The sequence below is a fragment of the Nocardioides sp. 1609 genome, assembly GCF_004522105.1.
Taxonomy (GTDB): domain Bacteria; phylum Actinomycetota; class Actinomycetes; order Propionibacteriales; family Nocardioidaceae; genus Nocardioides.
The window spans coordinates 41,359-57,493 of record NZ_SPUJ01000005.1 but is presented as its reverse complement, the minus strand read 5'-3'; the positions used below and the strand labels follow the sequence as shown (position 1 = coordinate 57,493).

General features: G+C 74.3%; 19 protein-coding genes. 9 read left to right on the top strand and 10 right to left on the bottom strand.

Features of this window, described 5'->3' with window-relative positions; genetic code table 11:
* Positions 1 to 13: 13 nt before the first annotated feature.
* Both E4623_RS14125 and E4623_RS14120 read left to right on the top strand, forming a co-directional pair.
* Positions 14 to 757 carry a matrixin family metalloprotease gene (locus E4623_RS14125; protein WP_167736647.1) on the top strand — a complete coding sequence of 248 codons (744 nt, stop codon included), beginning with the start codon at positions 14 to 16 and terminating at the stop codon, positions 755 to 757.
* 27 nt (positions 758 to 784) lie between these two features.
* Complete coding sequence (locus tag E4623_RS14120; RefSeq protein ID WP_134767205.1) at positions 785 to 2,104, top strand: phosphodiester glycosidase family protein; 1,320 nt, start codon at positions 785 to 787, stop codon at positions 2,102 to 2,104.
* Between the two features lie 11 nt (positions 2,105 to 2,115).
* Here E4623_RS14120 and E4623_RS14115 read toward each other — a convergent pair whose 3' ends face one another.
* Positions 2,116 to 2,637: a hypothetical protein gene (locus tag E4623_RS14115; protein WP_134767204.1), complete on the bottom strand. Its 522-nt coding sequence runs from the start codon at positions 2,635 to 2,637 to the stop codon at positions 2,116 to 2,118.
* 48 nt (positions 2,638 to 2,685) lie between these two features.
* Between E4623_RS14115 and E4623_RS14110 the strand changes: the two genes are divergently transcribed.
* A complete protein-coding gene (locus E4623_RS14110) occupies positions 2,686 to 3,264 on the top strand; it encodes a mismatch-specific DNA-glycosylase (RefSeq protein WP_134767203.1) in 579 nt (192 codons plus the stop codon).
* A gap of 16 nt (positions 3,265 to 3,280) precedes the next feature.
* On the opposite strand, the gene E4623_RS14105 is transcribed toward E4623_RS14110, so the two are convergent.
* Positions 3,281 to 4,543, bottom strand: a complete 1,263-nt coding sequence (locus E4623_RS14105; protein WP_134767202.1) for a glucose-1-phosphate adenylyltransferase — start codon at positions 4,541 to 4,543, stop codon at positions 3,281 to 3,283.
* An 85-nt stretch (positions 4,544 to 4,628) separates the two neighbouring features.
* Here E4623_RS14105 and E4623_RS14100 point away from each other — a divergent pair, with 85 nt between their 5' ends.
* Both E4623_RS14100 and glgA read left to right on the top strand, forming a co-directional pair.
* The gene (locus E4623_RS14100) at positions 4,629 to 5,483 is read left to right on the top strand and encodes a family 16 glycosylhydrolase (protein ID WP_167736646.1); all 855 of its coding nucleotides are present in this window, start codon (positions 4,629 to 4,631) and stop codon (positions 5,481 to 5,483) included.
* Between the two features lie 42 nt (positions 5,484 to 5,525).
* Complete coding sequence (glgA, locus tag E4623_RS14095) at positions 5,526 to 6,713, top strand: glycogen synthase (RefSeq protein WP_134767200.1); 1,188 nt, start codon at positions 5,526 to 5,528, stop codon at positions 6,711 to 6,713.
* Here the strand turns inward: glgA and E4623_RS14090 are convergent.
* The 5 genes from E4623_RS14090 to E4623_RS14070 all read right to left on the bottom strand — a co-directional run bounded on the left by E4623_RS14090 (position 6,658) and on the right by E4623_RS14070 (position 9,636).
* Positions 6,658 to 7,158: a hypothetical protein gene (locus tag E4623_RS14090; RefSeq protein ID WP_134767199.1), complete on the bottom strand. Its 501-nt coding sequence runs from the start codon at positions 7,156 to 7,158 to the stop codon at positions 6,658 to 6,660. The genes glgA and E4623_RS14090 overlap by 56 nt on opposite strands.
* 203 nt (positions 7,159 to 7,361) lie before the next feature.
* Positions 7,362 to 8,069, bottom strand: a complete 708-nt coding sequence (locus E4623_RS14085; RefSeq protein WP_134767198.1) for a hypothetical protein — start codon at positions 8,067 to 8,069, stop codon at positions 7,362 to 7,364.
* Positions 8,070 to 8,100: 31 nt separating this feature from the next.
* On the bottom strand, positions 8,101 to 8,766 hold the full coding sequence (locus E4623_RS14080) for a SprT-like domain-containing protein (protein WP_134767197.1): 666 nt from the start codon (positions 8,764 to 8,766) through the stop codon (positions 8,101 to 8,103).
* A gap of 10 nt (positions 8,767 to 8,776) precedes the next feature.
* Entirely contained in the window at positions 8,777 to 9,448 is a 672-nt protein-coding gene (locus E4623_RS14075) for an alpha/beta fold hydrolase (RefSeq protein WP_134767196.1), read from the bottom strand.
* Positions 9,448 to 9,636, bottom strand: a complete 189-nt coding sequence (locus tag E4623_RS14070; protein WP_134767195.1) for a hypothetical protein — start codon at positions 9,634 to 9,636, stop codon at positions 9,448 to 9,450. The genes E4623_RS14075 and E4623_RS14070 overlap by 1 nt, the downstream gene beginning before the upstream one ends.
* An 18-nt stretch (positions 9,637 to 9,654) precedes the next feature.
* Here E4623_RS14070 and E4623_RS14065 point away from each other — a divergent pair, with 18 nt between their 5' ends.
* The gene (locus tag E4623_RS14065) at positions 9,655 to 10,278 is read left to right on the top strand and encodes a hypothetical protein (RefSeq protein ID WP_134767194.1); all 624 of its coding nucleotides are present in this window, start codon (positions 9,655 to 9,657) and stop codon (positions 10,276 to 10,278) included.
* A gap of 21 nt (positions 10,279 to 10,299) precedes the next feature.
* On the opposite strand, the gene E4623_RS14060 is transcribed toward E4623_RS14065, so the two are convergent.
* Both E4623_RS14060 and E4623_RS14055 read right to left on the bottom strand, forming a co-directional pair.
* Positions 10,300 to 10,635: a TraR/DksA C4-type zinc finger protein gene (locus tag E4623_RS14060; RefSeq protein ID WP_134767193.1), complete on the bottom strand. Its 336-nt coding sequence runs from the start codon at positions 10,633 to 10,635 to the stop codon at positions 10,300 to 10,302.
* 5 nt (positions 10,636 to 10,640) lie between these two features.
* Positions 10,641 to 11,630 (bottom strand): NERD domain-containing protein, encoded by a 990-nt coding sequence (locus E4623_RS14055; RefSeq protein ID WP_134767192.1) that lies wholly within the window; start codon positions 11,628 to 11,630, stop codon positions 10,641 to 10,643.
* Between the two features lie 174 nt (positions 11,631 to 11,804).
* On the opposite strand from E4623_RS14055, the gene E4623_RS14050 reads away from it, so the two are divergent.
* Complete coding sequence (locus E4623_RS14050; RefSeq protein WP_134767191.1) at positions 11,805 to 12,482, top strand: hypothetical protein; 678 nt, start codon at positions 11,805 to 11,807, stop codon at positions 12,480 to 12,482.
* Between the two features lie 27 nt (positions 12,483 to 12,509).
* On the opposite strand, the gene E4623_RS22680 is transcribed toward E4623_RS14050, so the two are convergent.
* Positions 12,510 to 13,739: a hypothetical protein gene (locus E4623_RS22680; protein WP_167736644.1), complete on the bottom strand. Its 1,230-nt coding sequence runs from the start codon at positions 13,737 to 13,739 to the stop codon at positions 12,510 to 12,512.
* Positions 13,740 to 13,952: 213 nt separating this feature from the next.
* On the opposite strand from E4623_RS22680, the gene E4623_RS14045 reads away from it, so the two are divergent.
* Positions 13,953 to 14,519 (top strand): PadR family transcriptional regulator, encoded by a 567-nt coding sequence (locus E4623_RS14045; RefSeq protein WP_348537297.1) that lies wholly within the window; start codon positions 13,953 to 13,955, stop codon positions 14,517 to 14,519.
* Positions 14,498 to 16,066, top strand: coding sequence for a DHA2 family efflux MFS transporter permease subunit (locus tag E4623_RS14040; RefSeq protein ID WP_134767189.1), 1,569 nt, complete (start codon positions 14,498 to 14,500; stop codon positions 16,064 to 16,066). Before E4623_RS14045 ends, E4623_RS14040 begins: the two co-directional genes overlap by 22 nt.
* Positions 16,067 to 16,135: the final 69 nt, after the last annotated feature.

The following is a 16,135-nucleotide window of genomic DNA, read 5'->3' as shown; positions in this document are numbered from 1 at the left end:
CATCATGGACGACATGACCCGTCCCCGTGAGCGCGACCGGACGATCACCATCGTCTCGCTCGTGCTCACCCTGGTCGCGGTCGGTGCCTACGTCACCTTCGGCAACAGCCCGATCAGCACCCGCGTGCGCTCGCTGATCGGTGCCGAGGACCGGGTGATGCCGCCCGTCGAGGCCGGGGCGACCGGGGCCCACGCCTTCCTCAACACCCAGCCGGGCAGCGACCGGCCCGTGGGGTTCAGCCCCTGCCGCGTGATCCCCTACGTCGTCAACCCCGAGCAGGCGCCCGACGACTGGCAGCGCTACGTCGACCGGGCGGTCGCCGAGGTGAGCGAGCGGACCGGGCTGCGCTTCGACGACCGGGGCACCACCGAGGACCGCGACTTCGACGACCGGGGCACCACCGGTGGCGATCCCGAGCCGGTGCTCATCGGCTGGGCCGACGAGGACGAGGTCGGCGAGCTCGCCGACGACGTCGCCGGTCTCGGCGGACCGACGATGGCGCAGCTCGGCAGCCACCGCGCCTACGTCACCGGCTCGGTCATCCTCGACAGCGACACGACCGACCGCCTCGAGCGGACCAGCGACGGCGATGACCTCCAGGTGGCGCTGCTGCTCCACGAGCTCGGCCACCTCGTGGGCCTCGACCACGTCGACGACACCGGCGAGCTGATGTACCCGGACGGCGTCACCCGGGCCGGCTACGGACCCGGTGACGTCGAGGGGCTCGCCGCGCTGGGCGCGATCCCCTGCAGATGACCCTCCGACTCTTCTACCCTCGGAGCCGTGCGCTCCCCCCACCCGACGTCCCGCCCGACATCCCGCCCGCCTTCTCGCCCGACTCCTCGCCCGGCACTGCCCCCGACCGTGCTCGCCGGCCCGCTCGTCGCCCTGCTCGTCGGCCTGCTCGCGCTCCTGGCACCGGTCATGGTGTCCGCGCCGGCAGCGGACGCCGCTCCGGGACCACGGGTCGCGGCTGACCGCGACGGCACCCGCCCTCCCCAGACGAGCGACGGGGTGGTCGGCCCGGTCGCCCGCTGGCTCCCGCCGCGGCTGCGGGGCCAGGGTCCGCTCGCCGAGCCGACCCGACAGTGGGTCGCGCCCGGCGTCCACCTGTCGCAGTGGGAGGAGGACACCGCCCGCGGGCGGATCCGCGCCCACCTGCTGACCGTGCAGTGGCGCCGCCCCGGGGTGTCGCTCGACTACGGCAACGCCGGCCGGGTGCGCGCCACCGCGACCGTGCCCGAGATCGCCGCCCGCGACCGCCGCGTCGTCGGCGCCGTCAACGGCGACTTCTTCGACATCCACGACACCGGCGCCCCGATCGGCATCGGTGTCGAGCGCACCCGCGGGCTGCTCCACGGCCGACGGGTCGGCTGGAACTCGGCGTTCACGATCGGCCGCGACGGCACCCCCGACATCGGACGACGCGAGGTCGTCACCCGGGTCCGACAGCACCCCGGGATCGAGATCGCCACCCTCAACGCCCCGAACGTGCCCGTCGACAGCATCGGGGTCTACACCCGGGCCTGGGGCCGGGCCGCGGGGGCACGGGTGACCGACGAGAGCCGGCGCGGGGTGCGCGTCGTGCGCGTCGTCCGGGGCCGGGTCGTGAGCAACGACCGCCGGCTGCCGCGCGGCGTCGACATCACCGGCCCGGTGCTGGTCGGTCGCGGCCAGGGCGCCCGGCAGCTGCGCGCGCTGGAGGTCGGCAGCCGGGCGAGCATCGTCTCCGAGGTCGAGGGCCGGCCGCGGATGGCGATCACCGGCAACGCGTTCCTGATGCGCGACGGCGTGGTCGAGGCGCTCGACGACCGCGAGCTGCACCCGCGGACCGCCATCGGGATCGACCGCGACACCGGGACGATCCTGCTGCTCGTGGTCGACGGCCGGCAGGCCTCGAGCCGGGGCTACACGATGTTCGAGCTGGCCGACGCGATGGCCCGGCTCGGCGCCGACGAGGCCCTCAACCTGGACGGCGGCGGGTCGAGCACCCTGCTCGCGCGCCGCACCGGACTGGGGGTCGGGATCGTGAACTCACCCTCCGACGGGGTCGCCCGCAGGGTCGCGAACGTCGTCGAGGTCAGCTACCGCCGTCCGCGCTGAGCCCGGGTGACTCACCCTCCGACGGTCATGACGGCGACGGTCGTCACCGGCGCGAAGCACTCCACGTCCGGGCCGGGGACCTTGGCGACCACGACGAGGTACACGTCCTCGGCCGTCGTCGCCACGTCGACCGGCGGGACGTCGCAGCCGATCGCCGCCACCGCGGCGTAGGCCGTCCCCGGCCCGGCCGCCACGCCCGCCACCGAGACCCGCACCTCCTCGGCGAATGCGTCGTCGGAGAACTGCGCGACGAAGTCGGCGAGCTCCGGCTCGTCGTCGACCCGCACGAACTGCTCGGTGCTCGCGCCGCCGGCGGCGGTGGCGTGCAGCACCTCGACGACCTCGGGCCCGCCGGAGGGCTCGCTGCCGGGCCTGGTGGGCCCGCCGGTGGGCTCGCTCGTGGCGGTGCTGGTCGTCTGCTCAGACGGAGCGGGGTCGGTCGTGTCGGTGCCGGCGTCGTCGCTGCCGCAGCTCGTGAGGACCGGGCAGAGGAGCACGCCGAGCAGGAGGGCAGGGCCGAGACGTCGTCGCATGGTGGTCCGACGTTACTGCCGCGCCGAGGGTTCCGGCAGGCTGGCCGGATGGGATTCACCCGCGCCGAGCTCGAGTCGTTCCGTGACGCCGAGGTACCCGATCTGCTCCCCGCCCACGGGACGCCGCTGCGGCTGCTCTTCGTCGGGATCAACCCCGGCCTGTGGACCGCCGCCACCGCGACGCACTTCGCCCACCCCGGCAACCGCTTCTACCCCGCACTGCTCCGCGGTGGCGTCGTCGACCGGCGGATCGACCCCGCGGCCGGGATGACCGACGCCGACCGCGACCACCTCCGGTCCCGCGGGATCGGCATCACGAACGTCGTGCGCCGGGCCACGGCGAAGGCGTCCGACCTGACCTCCGAGGAGCTGCGAGCCGGCGGCGCCGAGCTCGCCGACCTGGTCCGTCGCGCCCACCCCGCCGTCGTCGCGATCGCCGGCATCACCGCCTACCGGACGGCGTTCGGGGTCCCGAGGGCGACGCCGGGGCGCCAGCCGGAGCCGTTCGAGGGTGCCGCGCTCTGGGTGGTGCCCAACCCGAGCGGCCTCAACGCGCACGAGACGGTCGAGTCGCTCGCCGCGGCGTACGCCGAGCCGGCCCGGGCCGCGGGGGTCGCGGCCGGCTGACCCGTGCGAGGTCGGGTCAGTGCGGGAAGGCCTGGTCCTTGCCGAGCACGGTCAACCCGTCCTCGACCACGAAGCCACGGGCGGCGTCCTCCTCGCGGTCCACACCGATCCGGGCGCCGGGCGGGACGACGACGTTCTTGTCGAGGATCGCGTTGCGGACGACGGCACCCTCGCCCACGTGCACGCCGTTGAGGAGCACCGAGCCGTCGACCTGCGCGCCGCCGAGCACCCGGACGGCGGGCGAGAGGACCGAGCGGGTGACGGTGCCGCCGCTGACGACGACGCCGGGCGAGAGCACGGCCTCGTCGGTGCGGGCCGGGGTGCCGTCGGCGCCCTGGACGATCTTGACCGGCGGCTGCGGGCCGTAGGAGGTGTAGATCGGCCAGTCGAAGTTGTAGAGGTTGAAGACCGGCAGCGGCGAGACGACGTCCATGTGGGCGGCGTAGTAGGAGCCGAGCGTCCCGACGTCGCGCCAGTAGCCACGGTCGCGCTCGGTGGCACCGGGGACGACGTTGTCCTGGTAGTCGTAGACGCCGGCCTGGTCGCGGCGCACGAACGAGGGCACGATGTCGCCGCCCATGTCGTGCTTCGACCCGTCGGTGGACGCGTCGCGGGTGACGGCCTCGACCAGCGCGTCGGCGTCGAAGACGTAGTTGCCCATCGAGGCCAGCACCTCGCCGGGGCTGTCGGGCAGCCCGGTCGGGTCCTTCGGCTTCTCGAGGAACTCGCGGATCCGCGACGGGTCGTCCGGGACGACGTCGATGACGCCGAACTGGTCGGCCAGCCCGATCGGCTGCCGGATCGCGGCCACCGTGCAGGCGGCGCCGCTGTCGATGTGCTGGGCGACCATCTGGGAGAAGTCCATCCGGTAGACGTGGTCGGCGCCGACGACGACCACGATGTCGGGCTTCTCGTCCTTGATGAGGTTCAGCGACTGGAAGATCGCGTCGCCGCTGCCGAGGTACCAGTGCTTGCCGACGCGCTGCTGCGCGGGCACCGGGGTGACGTAGTTGCCGAGCATCGTCGACATCCGCCAGGTCTGGGTGACGTGGCGGTCGAGGCTGTGCGACTTGTACTGCGTGAGCACCACGATCTGCAGGTAGCCCGAGTTGACGACGTTGGAGAGGGCGTAGTCGATGAGCCGGTAGATGCCGGCGAACGGCACCGCCGGCTTCGCCCGGTCGGCGGTGAGCGGCATCAGTCGCTTGCCCTCACCCCCGGCGAGGACGATCGCGAGGACCTTCTTGCGCGGACGGGCCGACCCGGGAATGGTGCTCATGTCGGCCACCGTAACGCCCGATACCCCTCACGTGGAGTGTCCGTCTCGGGCACTTCGACCCGATCCCCCACGAAGGTGGTCCCGCGTGCTCCCTCCCCACCGGCCGGCCCGTCGCCGTCTCGTCGCCCTGGCCTGCCTGCTGGCCCTGCTCGTCGTCCCGGGCGGCGCCCCGTCGCAGGCCGGCCCGGGTGACCCGCCGCCCGCCGACGACGACTCCTTCGTCGGCGCCGGCGGCTACACCTACCCCCGGCCGACGAACGCCGCCAAGGTCTTCCGCTGGGGTGCGGAGACGTGGCGCGACGAGTTCGAGTCGGGCGGTGCGCTGCGTCCGCAGTGGAGGGTGAGCCGGCCGAAGCGGGTGCGCGAGCAGCAGGGCCAGATCACGATGGACGCCCGGGCGCACACCGGCACGGTGAGCGTCACCGCCACCGACACCGCCGCCGCCTACGGCCGCTGGGAGACGCGGGTCCGGGCCAAGCGGTACGACGCGGGGACGCCGTACCGGTTCTTCTGGGAGCTGGTGCCGGTGCAGCCGACCGGGTGCCCCGGCGGCCGCGACCAGCGGATCGTGATCGCGTCGTGGGCCCAGGACGACGCCCGGGCCGTCGGCAGCATCGGCGTCGACGCCGACACGGCGTTCACCTTCGGCGCCGACCTCGACCTGCGGATCGGCTACTTCCACACCTACGCGATCGAGGTCGCGCCCGACCACGTGTCGTGGTTCGTGGACACCAAGGTGGTGCACACCGAGCGGCGTCCCGAGGCGCTGACCGGGGTGGTCTACCGCCCGCGGCTGCGGATGCAGGCGGTGCGCGGCGCGACGATGGCGCGCTCGCGGATGCAGGCCGACTGGGTGCGCCACTACTCGCTCGACCGGCCCGGCGTGCTTCCCGTCACCGCTCCGGCGATGACACGGACGGACCTGGCCCCGCTCTGCTGAGCACGGTGCCGCCCGCGGCCGGAGTAGGGATAGGTTCCTCGCATGCGGGTCGACGTGCTGAGCAAGGAGTACCCCCCCTCGATCTACGGCGGCGCCGGGGTCCACGTGGCCGAGCTGGTGCGGGCGCTGCGGGCGCTCCCCGGCCTCGACACGCGGGTCCACGCCTTCGACGGTCCACGCTCCGAGGACGGCACGACGTCGCACCCCGACCTCGCCGAGCTGGCCGGCGCCAACGGCGCGCTGCGCACGCTCGGCGTCGACCTGACCATCGCCGACGCCTGCGCCGGCTCCGACCTCGTGCACTCCCACACCTGGTACGCCAACATGGCCGGCCACCTCGCCGGCCTGCTGCACGGCGTCCCGCACGTCGTGACCGCGCACTCCCTCGAGCCGCTGCGCCCCTGGAAGGCCGAGCAGCTCGGCGGCGGGTACGCCGTCTCCTCCTGGGTCGAGCGGACGGCGTACGAGGGCGCGGCGGCCGTCATCGCGGTCTCGGCCGCGATGCGCGACGACGTCCTCGCGTCCTACCCGGCCGTCGACCCGGCCCGGGTGCACGTCGTCCACAACGGCATCGACACCGAGCTCTGGCGCCCGGCCCCGGCCCCGGACCGCGTGCGCGAGCTCGGCCTCGATCCCGACCGCCCGTCGGTGGTCTTCGTCGGCCGGATCACCCGGCAGAAGGGGCTGCCGCTGTTCCTGCGCGCCGCGGCCGAGCTGCCGCCCGACGTCCAGCTCGTGCTCTGCGCGGGCGCACCCGACACCCCGGAGATCGAGGCCGAGGTGATGGGCCTGGTCGAGGACCTGTCCCGCACCCGCACCGGCGTGGTGTGGATCCGCGAGATGCTCCCCCGCGCCGACGTCGTCGCGCTGCTCACCGCCGCGACCGTCTTCGCCTGCCCGTCGATCTACGAGCCGCTCGGCATCGTCAACCTCGAGGCGATGGCGTGCGACACCGCCGTCGTCGCGACCGCGACCGGCGGCATCCCCGAGGTCGTCGTCCCCGGCGAGACCGGGATCCTGGTGCCGATCGAGCAGGCCGCCGACGGCACCGGCACCCCGCTCGACCCCGATCGCTACGTCGCCGACTTCGCGGCCGCGCTCAACGAGCTCGTCGCCGATCCCGACCGGGCGGCGACCTACGGCCGCGCCGGACGGCAGCGGGCGATCGAGAGCTTCAGCTGGGACGCGATCGCGGAGCGGACCGTCGGGGTCTACGGTTCCGTGACCTGAGCCGGCACGAGTCGAGGTCGACGACCGTGGCGTCCCCCGACGCTGCGAACGACGCTCCCCGGTCGGGCACCACGTGCTCGGTCACCCGGTTGCGCTCGACGACGACCTCGAGGAGTCCGCTGACCTCGACGTGACCGGCGAGCCGGTGACCGCCGCGCAGCCCGGCGTCCAGCGCCGCCTCGAGGGCCGCGGCCGAGCTCGGCGCCAGGAAGGTGCGGGACAGGAAGCGCAGCCACGGCGTGACGTCGTGCGGGGCCGCGACGGCGCGCGTCGGGTCGAGGTCGAGCCGGCGTCCGTCGGTGCTGGGCCGCCACGGCGACCTCGGCGACGGCTGGCCCGGCCAGAGCCGCCGCAGGGCACCCTCGCTCCCGAACGCGGCGAGGAAGGCGACCTCGTGGCGCTCGAGCGGCGGGTGGATGAGGAGGTGGGGCGGTGCGTCGTTCATCCGGGCCTCCCTGGGCGAGACGGGCGTCGATGAGGTGGTCTGCAACCACGCTCCGGGTCCCGCGCGGACAGCGAGTTCCCGCGTTCCGCGCCTGGGTCGTACCCGCGACCCCCGGCCGGCATGCACCGGGTCTCGACCGTGGTCCCCGGTCGCCCGGCGGCGCCCGCCCGGCGACTCCTCGCGCCCGTGGGTCGACCGGCGGATCAGTCGAGGTAGCGCCGCGTGACGATGCCGTCGGCGGTCGCGCCGAGGTAGCCGCCCTCGTCGTAGTCGTTGCTGACGTAGACCCGCACCCGGGTGCCGTCGTCGGGGCCGCTGGTCGGCGGGCCGTCGATGATCACGTGGGTGAGCTTCGCGTCCTCGACCGCGCCGAGAGCCTGCCGGCCCATCCGGACGAAGACCGCGGGGTCGACGTCGGCGAGGTCGATCCGGTCGTAGCGGGTGGAGGTGCCCTTGTCGCCGGGCTCGTCGAACTCGCCGTGCCAGCCGATCCGGACCTGCCGCCGGGTGGTCGCGTCGACCGGCACCTCGAGGAAGGCGTGGGCCCCGTGCAGCGAGACCGAGAAGACCTCGGTCGACCCCGTCCGCTCCTCCAGCGCCGCCAGCAGCGCCCGGTAGCCCCGGGCGGTGAGGACGTCGACGGGTGCCGGCTCGGACTGCTCGACCGGCTGCTGGGGCGCCGGCTCGTCGACCGGCTCGTCGACCGGGGCGCCCACGTCGACGCCCGCGGCGGGCGGGTCGCCCGGCTCGTCGCCGAGCAGTGCGGTCCCGGCCGCGCCGGCGCCGGCCAGGACGCACGCGGCGACGACGATCGCGAGCAACGGCGCGCGCCGGCGGACGACCGTGCGCTCCTCGGGCGTCCGCGGCCCGCCGCCGAGGTCGTACACCGGCCACTGCTCCTCGCCCGTCATGGCGTCATCGTAGGACCGGGTCGGCCGCAGGTCAGGCGCGCTCGACGTGGGCGAACGGCACCCGGAGCACGGTGCTCCCGGCCCGGAGGTGGTAGCTGGTGCGGCCGAGCTTGACCACCTTGCCGACCCGGCCGTGGTGCTCGCCGGGCGCGATCACGCGGGCGCGGGTGCCCGGACGCAGCAGCTGGAGGCGGCGTCCGGCGCGCAGCCGGGCGAGCTCGGCGTCGTAGTTGGGGTGCGGCTCGGCGGGCCGGCCGTGGTGGGTCCACGTGATCAGGTGCGCGAGGTCGAAGGCGCGCGAGCACTGGGCGCACGTCATCACCCGCTCGGGACGACGGTGCCGTCCGGTGGTGTGCCCGGCGGGGCACACGCCCAGCCACGGCGGCTCGACCCGCGGCGACTCCGGCGAGACGCACCGCTCCCCGCTGCTGCCGATCCTCCGCGCGACCTCGCGCCAGGTGGCGTCGTGGCCGTGCGCGGGACCGGCCAGGGCGTGGGCGATCTCGTGCAGGATCGTGTCGCGGACCTCGGCCTCGGAGTGCAGCGTGGTCAGCGGTGCGCTGAGACCGAGGACCTGCGGACCGAACCGGCAGATGCCGGCGCGCCGCTTGGCGCCGTCGAGCTCGACGGTCCAGTCGCGGAGGCCGTGGTGCTCGAGGAGGTCCTCGGCCATCGCGAAGGCGTCCCCCAGGTCCATGCCGCCAACGCTAGACGTCGCCGCCGACAGCTCCGTCGACCGAGGTCTCGCCGGCGGGCCGGTCGACCCGCGGGTCGAGCAGCGTCTCGACCACGAAGTCGGACGCCGCCCGCTCGAAGACCCGACCGTGGCGCAGCATCGCGTGCTTGCCGTCGGGCACCACCTCGAACCGGACGTCGGCGGAGCCGCTCAACCGCTCGGCGACCGCCCGGGCCCGCGCGATCGGCGCGACCCGGTCCGCGTCGCCGTGCACGATCAGCACGCGGCGCCCCGGCAGGGCCACGCCGTCGCTGGGGTAGACCCACGGGTTGAGCGCGACGACGGTGCGGACGGCGTCGTGACCGGCCGCCAGGATCGCGGCCCGCCCACCGAGGGAGTGCCCGACCAGCGCGACCGGCACGTCGCCGTACCGCTCGCGCACCTGGTCGACGGCCCAGGTGGCGTCGTCGAGGGGCGTGCGCTCGTCGTCCCAGCCGCGGTAGGAGTTCAGCAGCCGGACGACGGCCAGGCGGCCACCGCCGGCCCGCCCGATCGCGCGGGCGACCGGGATCATCCGCACGACCGACAGCTGCGTGGGGCTCACCACCGCCCGCTCCCGCCGTCGCGCTCCCCCGTGCAGCACCACGACGGCGGCGGTGGGCGAACGCGGCGTCCGGACGTCGACCAGGCGGGGACCCGCCATCAGGACGTGGCCTCCGACCCGTGGTCCGGGGTTGCGGGACCGTCGGACTCGGCGAGCCGCTCGTGCAGCCGGTCACGCACCTCCTCCGGGGTCACCTGCGCGCGCCGACGCTGGTCGCGCGCGATCACCGCACCGGTCGCCGCGACCCCGGCGACGCCGGCCAGTCCCAACCACTTCCAGAGCTTCATGCGCAAGACTTCCTCCCCATGACCACCAGCAGGTCCACCAGCCTCGGCCTCGACGAGGCCGTCGACCTCACCCGGACCGGCGATCTCTGGCTCTTCCGCGGACGCTCCGCTGCCGACCACGCTATCCGGGTGTTCACCAACGCTCCCGTCAACCACGTCGGCATGGCCGTGGTCGTCGACGACCTGCCGCCGCTGCTGTGGCACGCCGAGCTCGGGAAGGGCCTCACCGACGTGTGGACCGGCACCCGGCACCGCGGGGTCCAGCTGCACGACCTGCGCGAGGCTGTCGTGCAGTGGAGCGGCCGCTACGAGCAGCAGGCCTGGCTCCGCCAGCTCGACACCGTCGTCACGCCCGAGCAGGAGGCCGCGGTGCTGCGCACCGTCGCCCGCCTCGACGGGACGCCGTTCCCGTCGACGGCCGCGCTGGCCGGCCGGTGGGCGCGCGGCCGGGTCCGGCGCCAGGCCGGCGTGGAGATGACCTACTGCGCGGAGGTCGTCGCGGCGACGTACCAGGCGATGGGGCTGCTCGACGACGCCCGTCCCACCAACTACTACGACCCCGGCCGGTTCTGGTCGGGCGACGACCTCGAGCTGCTCGGTGGCGCCGCCCTGGGTGACGAGATCGCGGTGCGCGTGCCCTGAGCCCGGGCGCGGGTCCCGACCTCAGGCGCAGCCCACGCAGGTGCGCGCGGTCGGCCGCACCTCGAGCCGCTCGGCCGGGATCGGCCGGCCGCAGACCTCGCAGCGTCCGTGCCGGCCCGCGGCCAGGCGCTCGAGGGCGGCGTCGACCTCGGCCAACCGGTCGCGGGCCTGCCGCACCAGGGTGTCGATCTGGGAGCGCTCGAAGGCGATCGTGGCGCCCTCGGGATCGTGCTCGTCGTCGGCGTTGGTGTCGCGCGAGGCCGCGACCACCTCGTCGAAGTCGCCGCGCAGCCGGGCGAGCCGGTCGGCGGCACGGCGGCGTTCGGCCTCGAGGGCGGTGCGTACGTCGTCGGGCACCCTCCCTACGGTGCCACGCCCCCGTCCGTCCTCCCGGCCCGACGAGCCGCCTGCCGAGCCTGCTGCCTCGACGTCGTGGCATTCGAGGCCTTCGTGCCCTGCCGGGCGGGCCTCTCGACGGGGTCGGGCGCGGGCGGGAGGTCGGGCGCGACCATGTCGTAGATCCGGTCGGAGACCCAGTCGCGCGGGCCGGGGACCACCAGGATCCCGAACATCGCGACGGCCAGCACACCGCCCAGGACCCGCGGCAGGATCCGCCGCGTCGCGCCCCGCGTGCTGCTCGACGAGCCGACCGGCAGGCTCGAGCGCCGCAGCCGGGCGGCCGGCACGAGAGCTGCGCTGCGCACGCGCGGGACCGGCGGGACCGGCGGGAGTGGCGGGAGTGGCGAGAGTGGCACCAGCGGGGCGGGTGGTGCGAGCGGCGCGGGATCGGGCGGCGCCGTCACCTGCGGACGTCGGACCGGCGACCCCGCGGCCACGGCCTCCTCGAGCCGCCTCCGGGCGTCCTCGCGCCGCGTGTCGTCGAGCGAGGGACCGAACGTCGAGAGGGTCCGGACGACGTCCGCAGCGGAGGTGACGACGACCCCGTCGAGGATCCGGCCGGTCACCGCCCCGCTGAGGCAGAGGAGGGGGATCGCGGCGGTGCCGGTGACCTCGCCGACGGCGCGGGCGGCGTCCTTGACGGCGGCGACGGAGTCGTCGCGGCGCAGGCCGTTCTGGCGCAGCACGCCGCCGGCCGTCGTCACCCGCCCGCTCCACGCCTGTGGTTCGACGACGAACACGCCGGGCGGCCCGACGACGACGTGGACGCGGTGGGCGCCGGTCCGGCCGGGCCAGGTCAGGTCGTGGTGCGCCGACCACTCCGGCCCGAGCCCACCGAGCGCGGCCTCGGTCACCCGATCGCCCTCGGCGCCGCGTCCGCCGGCCGGGCGCTCCGGCCGGGCCGCCTTCTGCCGCTGCCGCGTGGCCACCGCCTCCGCCGGCTCTCCCGCCATGTCGTGCCGTCCTCCCCCGCCACCCCGGCCGGGGTGGTCGCAGGAGTCATCGGCGGCGGGTGGGCCCGGGTTGAGCACCGGTGCAGACCAGGTCCGTCGTATCAACCGGGCCGGACGTGGCCTCTGAAGGACATGACGCGGGCGCACCGCCCACGCACGGACCTGGGAGGCACCATGACCACGAGCACCACCACCCACCCCCGACGCCGCCGCCTCACCGCCGGCGGCCTCGGCCTCGTGTGCGGCGTCGCCGCGCTGAGCGTCTCGCTCGGCGTGCCGAGCGAGGCCGCGAAGCTGATCACCGGCAAGGACGTCAAGAACTCCTCGCTGACCGGCAAGGACATCAAGAAGGACTCGCTGAGCGGCAGCGACATCAAGGAGAAGTCGCTCCAGGGCGTCCTCAAGTCCGGCCAGGTCGCGGCGTTCGGGGACGCGGAGTCGGCCAGCATCGACAACTTCACGACCGGGGTGCTCACCCCGATCGTGTCGACGGCGGTCAGCGCGCCGACGTCGGGCGTCCTCTACATCACCGGCACCGTCTCGTCCGAGGACGACATCACCGTCGCCGGCGCCGGCCGGATGCAGTACGGCCTCGCGCTCGACGGCAGCCAGCTGAGCAACGGCCTGCACATCCTCGACTACGACAACGAGACGGCCGGCAACGACGAGTCGGGGTCGGCGACGGCCGTGGTCCCGGTGACCGCGGGCAACCACACGGTGGCGCTGACGGCTCGGAACCTCGCCGGCGGCAACTTCGTCCTCGGCCGGGAGATCTCGGTGCTGTTCGTGCCGAGCGGCTCCGGCTTCACCCCGCCCGCGAAGCCGGCGGCCCCGAAGTCGCAGCAGCACTGAGCCGGGACCGGCCCGGCCGGAGCGCCGTCAGGCGCTCCAGCCGAGGTCGAGGGCGTCCTCGCCGAGATCGGCGTCGGCGAGCAGCGAGGCCTGCACCGACCGCGGCCGCGGCGCCAACGCCGTCGGCTGCTCGACCTGCCCGTCGGAGACCAGCCGCAACGCCTGGCGCAGCGCGGTGAGGACGACGTCCTGGTCGAGGCCGCCGCAGTCGTGCTGACCGCTGCGGACCCGCACGATCTGTCGGATGAGCTCCAGCCGGTCGTGGTCGAAGAGACCCGCGACGGTGGCGGCCCGGGGACGACCCATGTGGCACAGCTCGAGGAGCCCGGTCAGCACGAGGTCGGCGCCGGAGTCCGGGTCGGCCGGGTGGTCGCCGGCCGGGCCGACCGGTCGACCCGGCGGCGGGGCCGGCTGGAGGAACCGGCGTCCGCCGACGCGGGCGACGAGCTCGCCGGAGAGCCGGTCGAGGTCGTCGAGGAAGAGGTCGACCAGCACCCGCAGCTGGCTGGCGACGAAGGGGACCGCCACGACCTGGTGGGTCATGACGACGGTCGTCTCGCGGTGCACGAACTTCCAGGTCGGGTGGGCGGCGTTGAGCAGCCCGGCCTCCAGCGACAGCCGGTCGGCGTCGACCGGGTCGACGACGAGCTCGGCGTACAGCTCGACGACCGGGCGGTCGGGCAGGACCCGGACGTAGAGGGCGCTCTCGCCGTCGCGGACCGGGATGTCGCCGTCGGCGTCGTGCCTGAGGTCGGGGAAGACCACCTGCATCGCGGCGTCGACGAGCCGCTGCAGGTGCTCACGGTCGCGGGGCACCTCGATCACGTCGCCGTCCGGGACGGGGTCGGCGGGGACGGCGCCCGGCCACGCGACGACGTCCGGGTCGACCTCGAGCCCGCCGGCCGTGAGGAACGCCGGGTGCGGGACGCCGTGAACCTCTCGCAGGGTGCGGACCAGCAGGACCGCGACCCGGTCGGCCTCGCGGCGCTCGGCGGTGTGGTGGACGTCCTCCCACCCGACCTGGTCGAGGGGCGCCTCCCAGTCGAGCCGCACGAGGCCCCCGCCGAACGCGCGGACCTGCACGGCGACGGCCGCCGCGCCGCCGCCGTCGTCGTCGTCGTCGCCGTCGTCGAGCAGGTCGGCCGGTGCCACGACGAGCAGGTCGCCGTCGGCCATCGCCGCCACGTGGTCGGCCACCCGACCACGGAACGCCGTCCACGCCGCCTCGGTTGCCGCCGTCAGGTCCATGTCCGTCACCGCACGCTCCGCTCTGTCGTCCTGGGTTGCGGACGCTAGCCACGACCACCGACAGTCCGTCGGCGACGCGGTCGAGCCGCCCGGCGGCCGGCCCGCGGCCGGCGTGGGCCGGGGTCGGGACGCTCCGTGGACGACCCGTCCCGAGTTGACCGAGACCGTGCGCCGCCATATATTCCACGTGGAATAATCCACCTGGACTGAGGAGGGACGGTCATCGCCCTGACCCCCCTGGCCGTCTCGGCGCTGGCCCTGCTCGCCGAGCGACCGATGCACCCCTACGAGATGTACCAGCTGCTGCTCGAGAGGCACGAGGACCGGTTCGTCAAGATCCGGCCCGGCTCGCTGTACCACGCGGTCCAGCGGCTCGAGGACGAGCGGCTGGTCGAGGCGACGGGCACCGACCGCGACGGCAACCGGCCCGAGCGCACGACGTACGCCATCACCGCCGAGGGGCGCGTGGCGATGACGGCGCGGATCCGCGAGATCCTCCAGCGGCCCGTGCGGGAGTACCCGCACCTCCCCCTCGCCCTCGCCGAGGCGCACAACGTGCCGGCCGAGCAGGTCGCCGCCGACCTGCGGCAGTACCTGGTCGCCCTGGACGACGACATCGCCGAGCTCGCGAGCGTGCTGCGCGCCGCCCGCGACCGGGGCAAGCCCGAGACCTACCTGGTCGGCGGCGACTACCTCCTGACCATGTCCACCGCCCAGCGCGACTGGATCGCGCTCCTCATCACCCGCATCGACACCAAGGACTTCGCATGGCAACCGCACCTGGCGTGAGCGCCACCCAGCCCCCCGACGAGCAGCCCGACGCGCAACCCGACCGGCAGCCCGACCTGCCCGCCGACTACAAGCCGTGGCCGGCGCTGCTGGCCATGGTGGTCGGCTTCTTCATGATCCTGGTCGACAACACGATCGTGTCGGTCGCGACGCCGGCGATCATGCGGGACCTCCAGACCGACTACAACACCGTCATCTGGGTCACCAGCGCCTACCTGCTCGCCTACGCCGTGCCGCTGCTGGTCACCGGCCGCCTCGGCGACCGGTTCGGGCCGAAGAACGTCTACCTCGCCGGCCTGGTCGTCTTCACCCTCGCCTCGCTGTGGTGCGGCCTGACCGACTCCATTGAGATGCTGATCCTCGCCCGCGTGGTGCAGGGCTTCGGCGCCGCGATGATCACGCCGCAGACGATGGCCGTGATCACCCGCACCTTCCCGCCGGCCAAGCGCGGCGGGGCGATGGCGCTGTGGGGTGCCACGGCCGGCGTCGCCACCCTCGTCGGGCCGATCCTCGGCGGCGTCCTGGTCGACTCCCTCGGGTGGGAGTGGATCTTCATCGTCAACGTGCCGATCGGCGTCATCGGGTTCGTCCTGGCGGTGCGCCTGGTGCCCGTCCTGCCGACCCACACGCACTCCTTCGACTGGCTCGGCGTGGCCCTGAGCGGCATCGGCGTGTTCCTGGTCGTCTTCGGCATCCAGGAGGGCGAGAAGTACGACTGGGGCCAGATCGAGGGCGTCGTCAGCGTGCCGCTGCTCATCGTGGCCGGCGTGGTGGTGTTCGCGACGTTCGTGTTCTGGCAGAGCCGGATCAAGAGCGAGCCGCTGGTGCCGCTCGCGCTGTTCCGCGACCGCAACTTCTCCCTCGGCAACGGCGGCATCGCCCTCGTCTCGCTCGGCATCACCTCGATGTCGCTGCCGTTCTTCTTCTACGCCCAGGGCGTCCGCGGCTGGAGCCCGACCGAGTCGGCGCTGCTGATGGCGCCGATGGCCGTCGTCCTGATGATCCTGTCGCCGTTCGTCGGCAAGCTCGTCGACCGCACCCACCCCCGCAACATCACCGTGGTCGGCTTCGGCACGGCGGCCGTCGCGATGTTCTGGCTGTCGCAGCTGATCGAGCCGACCACCCCGGTCTGGCAGATCTGCCTGCCGATGGCCCTGTTCGGCGTGTCCAACGCCTGCCTGTGGGCCCCGCTGAGCGCGACCGCGACCCGCAACCTGCCGATGGCCTCGGCCGGGTCGGGCGCCGGCATCTACAACACCACCCGCCAGGTCGGGGCGGTGCTCGGCAGCTCGGCGATCGCCGCGCTGATCCAGGCCCGGCTCACCGCCAACGGCATCGAGGGGTCCTCGCAGGACCTGCAGGCCGCCGGCGACTCGATGCCGTCGTTCATCCAGGGACCGTTCTCCGACGCGATGTCGCAGACGCTCTACCTGCCGGTCGTGGCCTTCCTGATCGGACTGGTCCTGGTGCTGTTCCTCGCCAAGCCGTCGCACGCCGGTCACGGGCGCGCGCCGGAGGCGAAGCCGGACCCGGTCCCCGCCCCGTAGCGCGGCCCGCTCGGGTCGTGTGCTTGAGACCGGTCCCTGCACCGGCCTCGAGCACACGACCCAGCACCC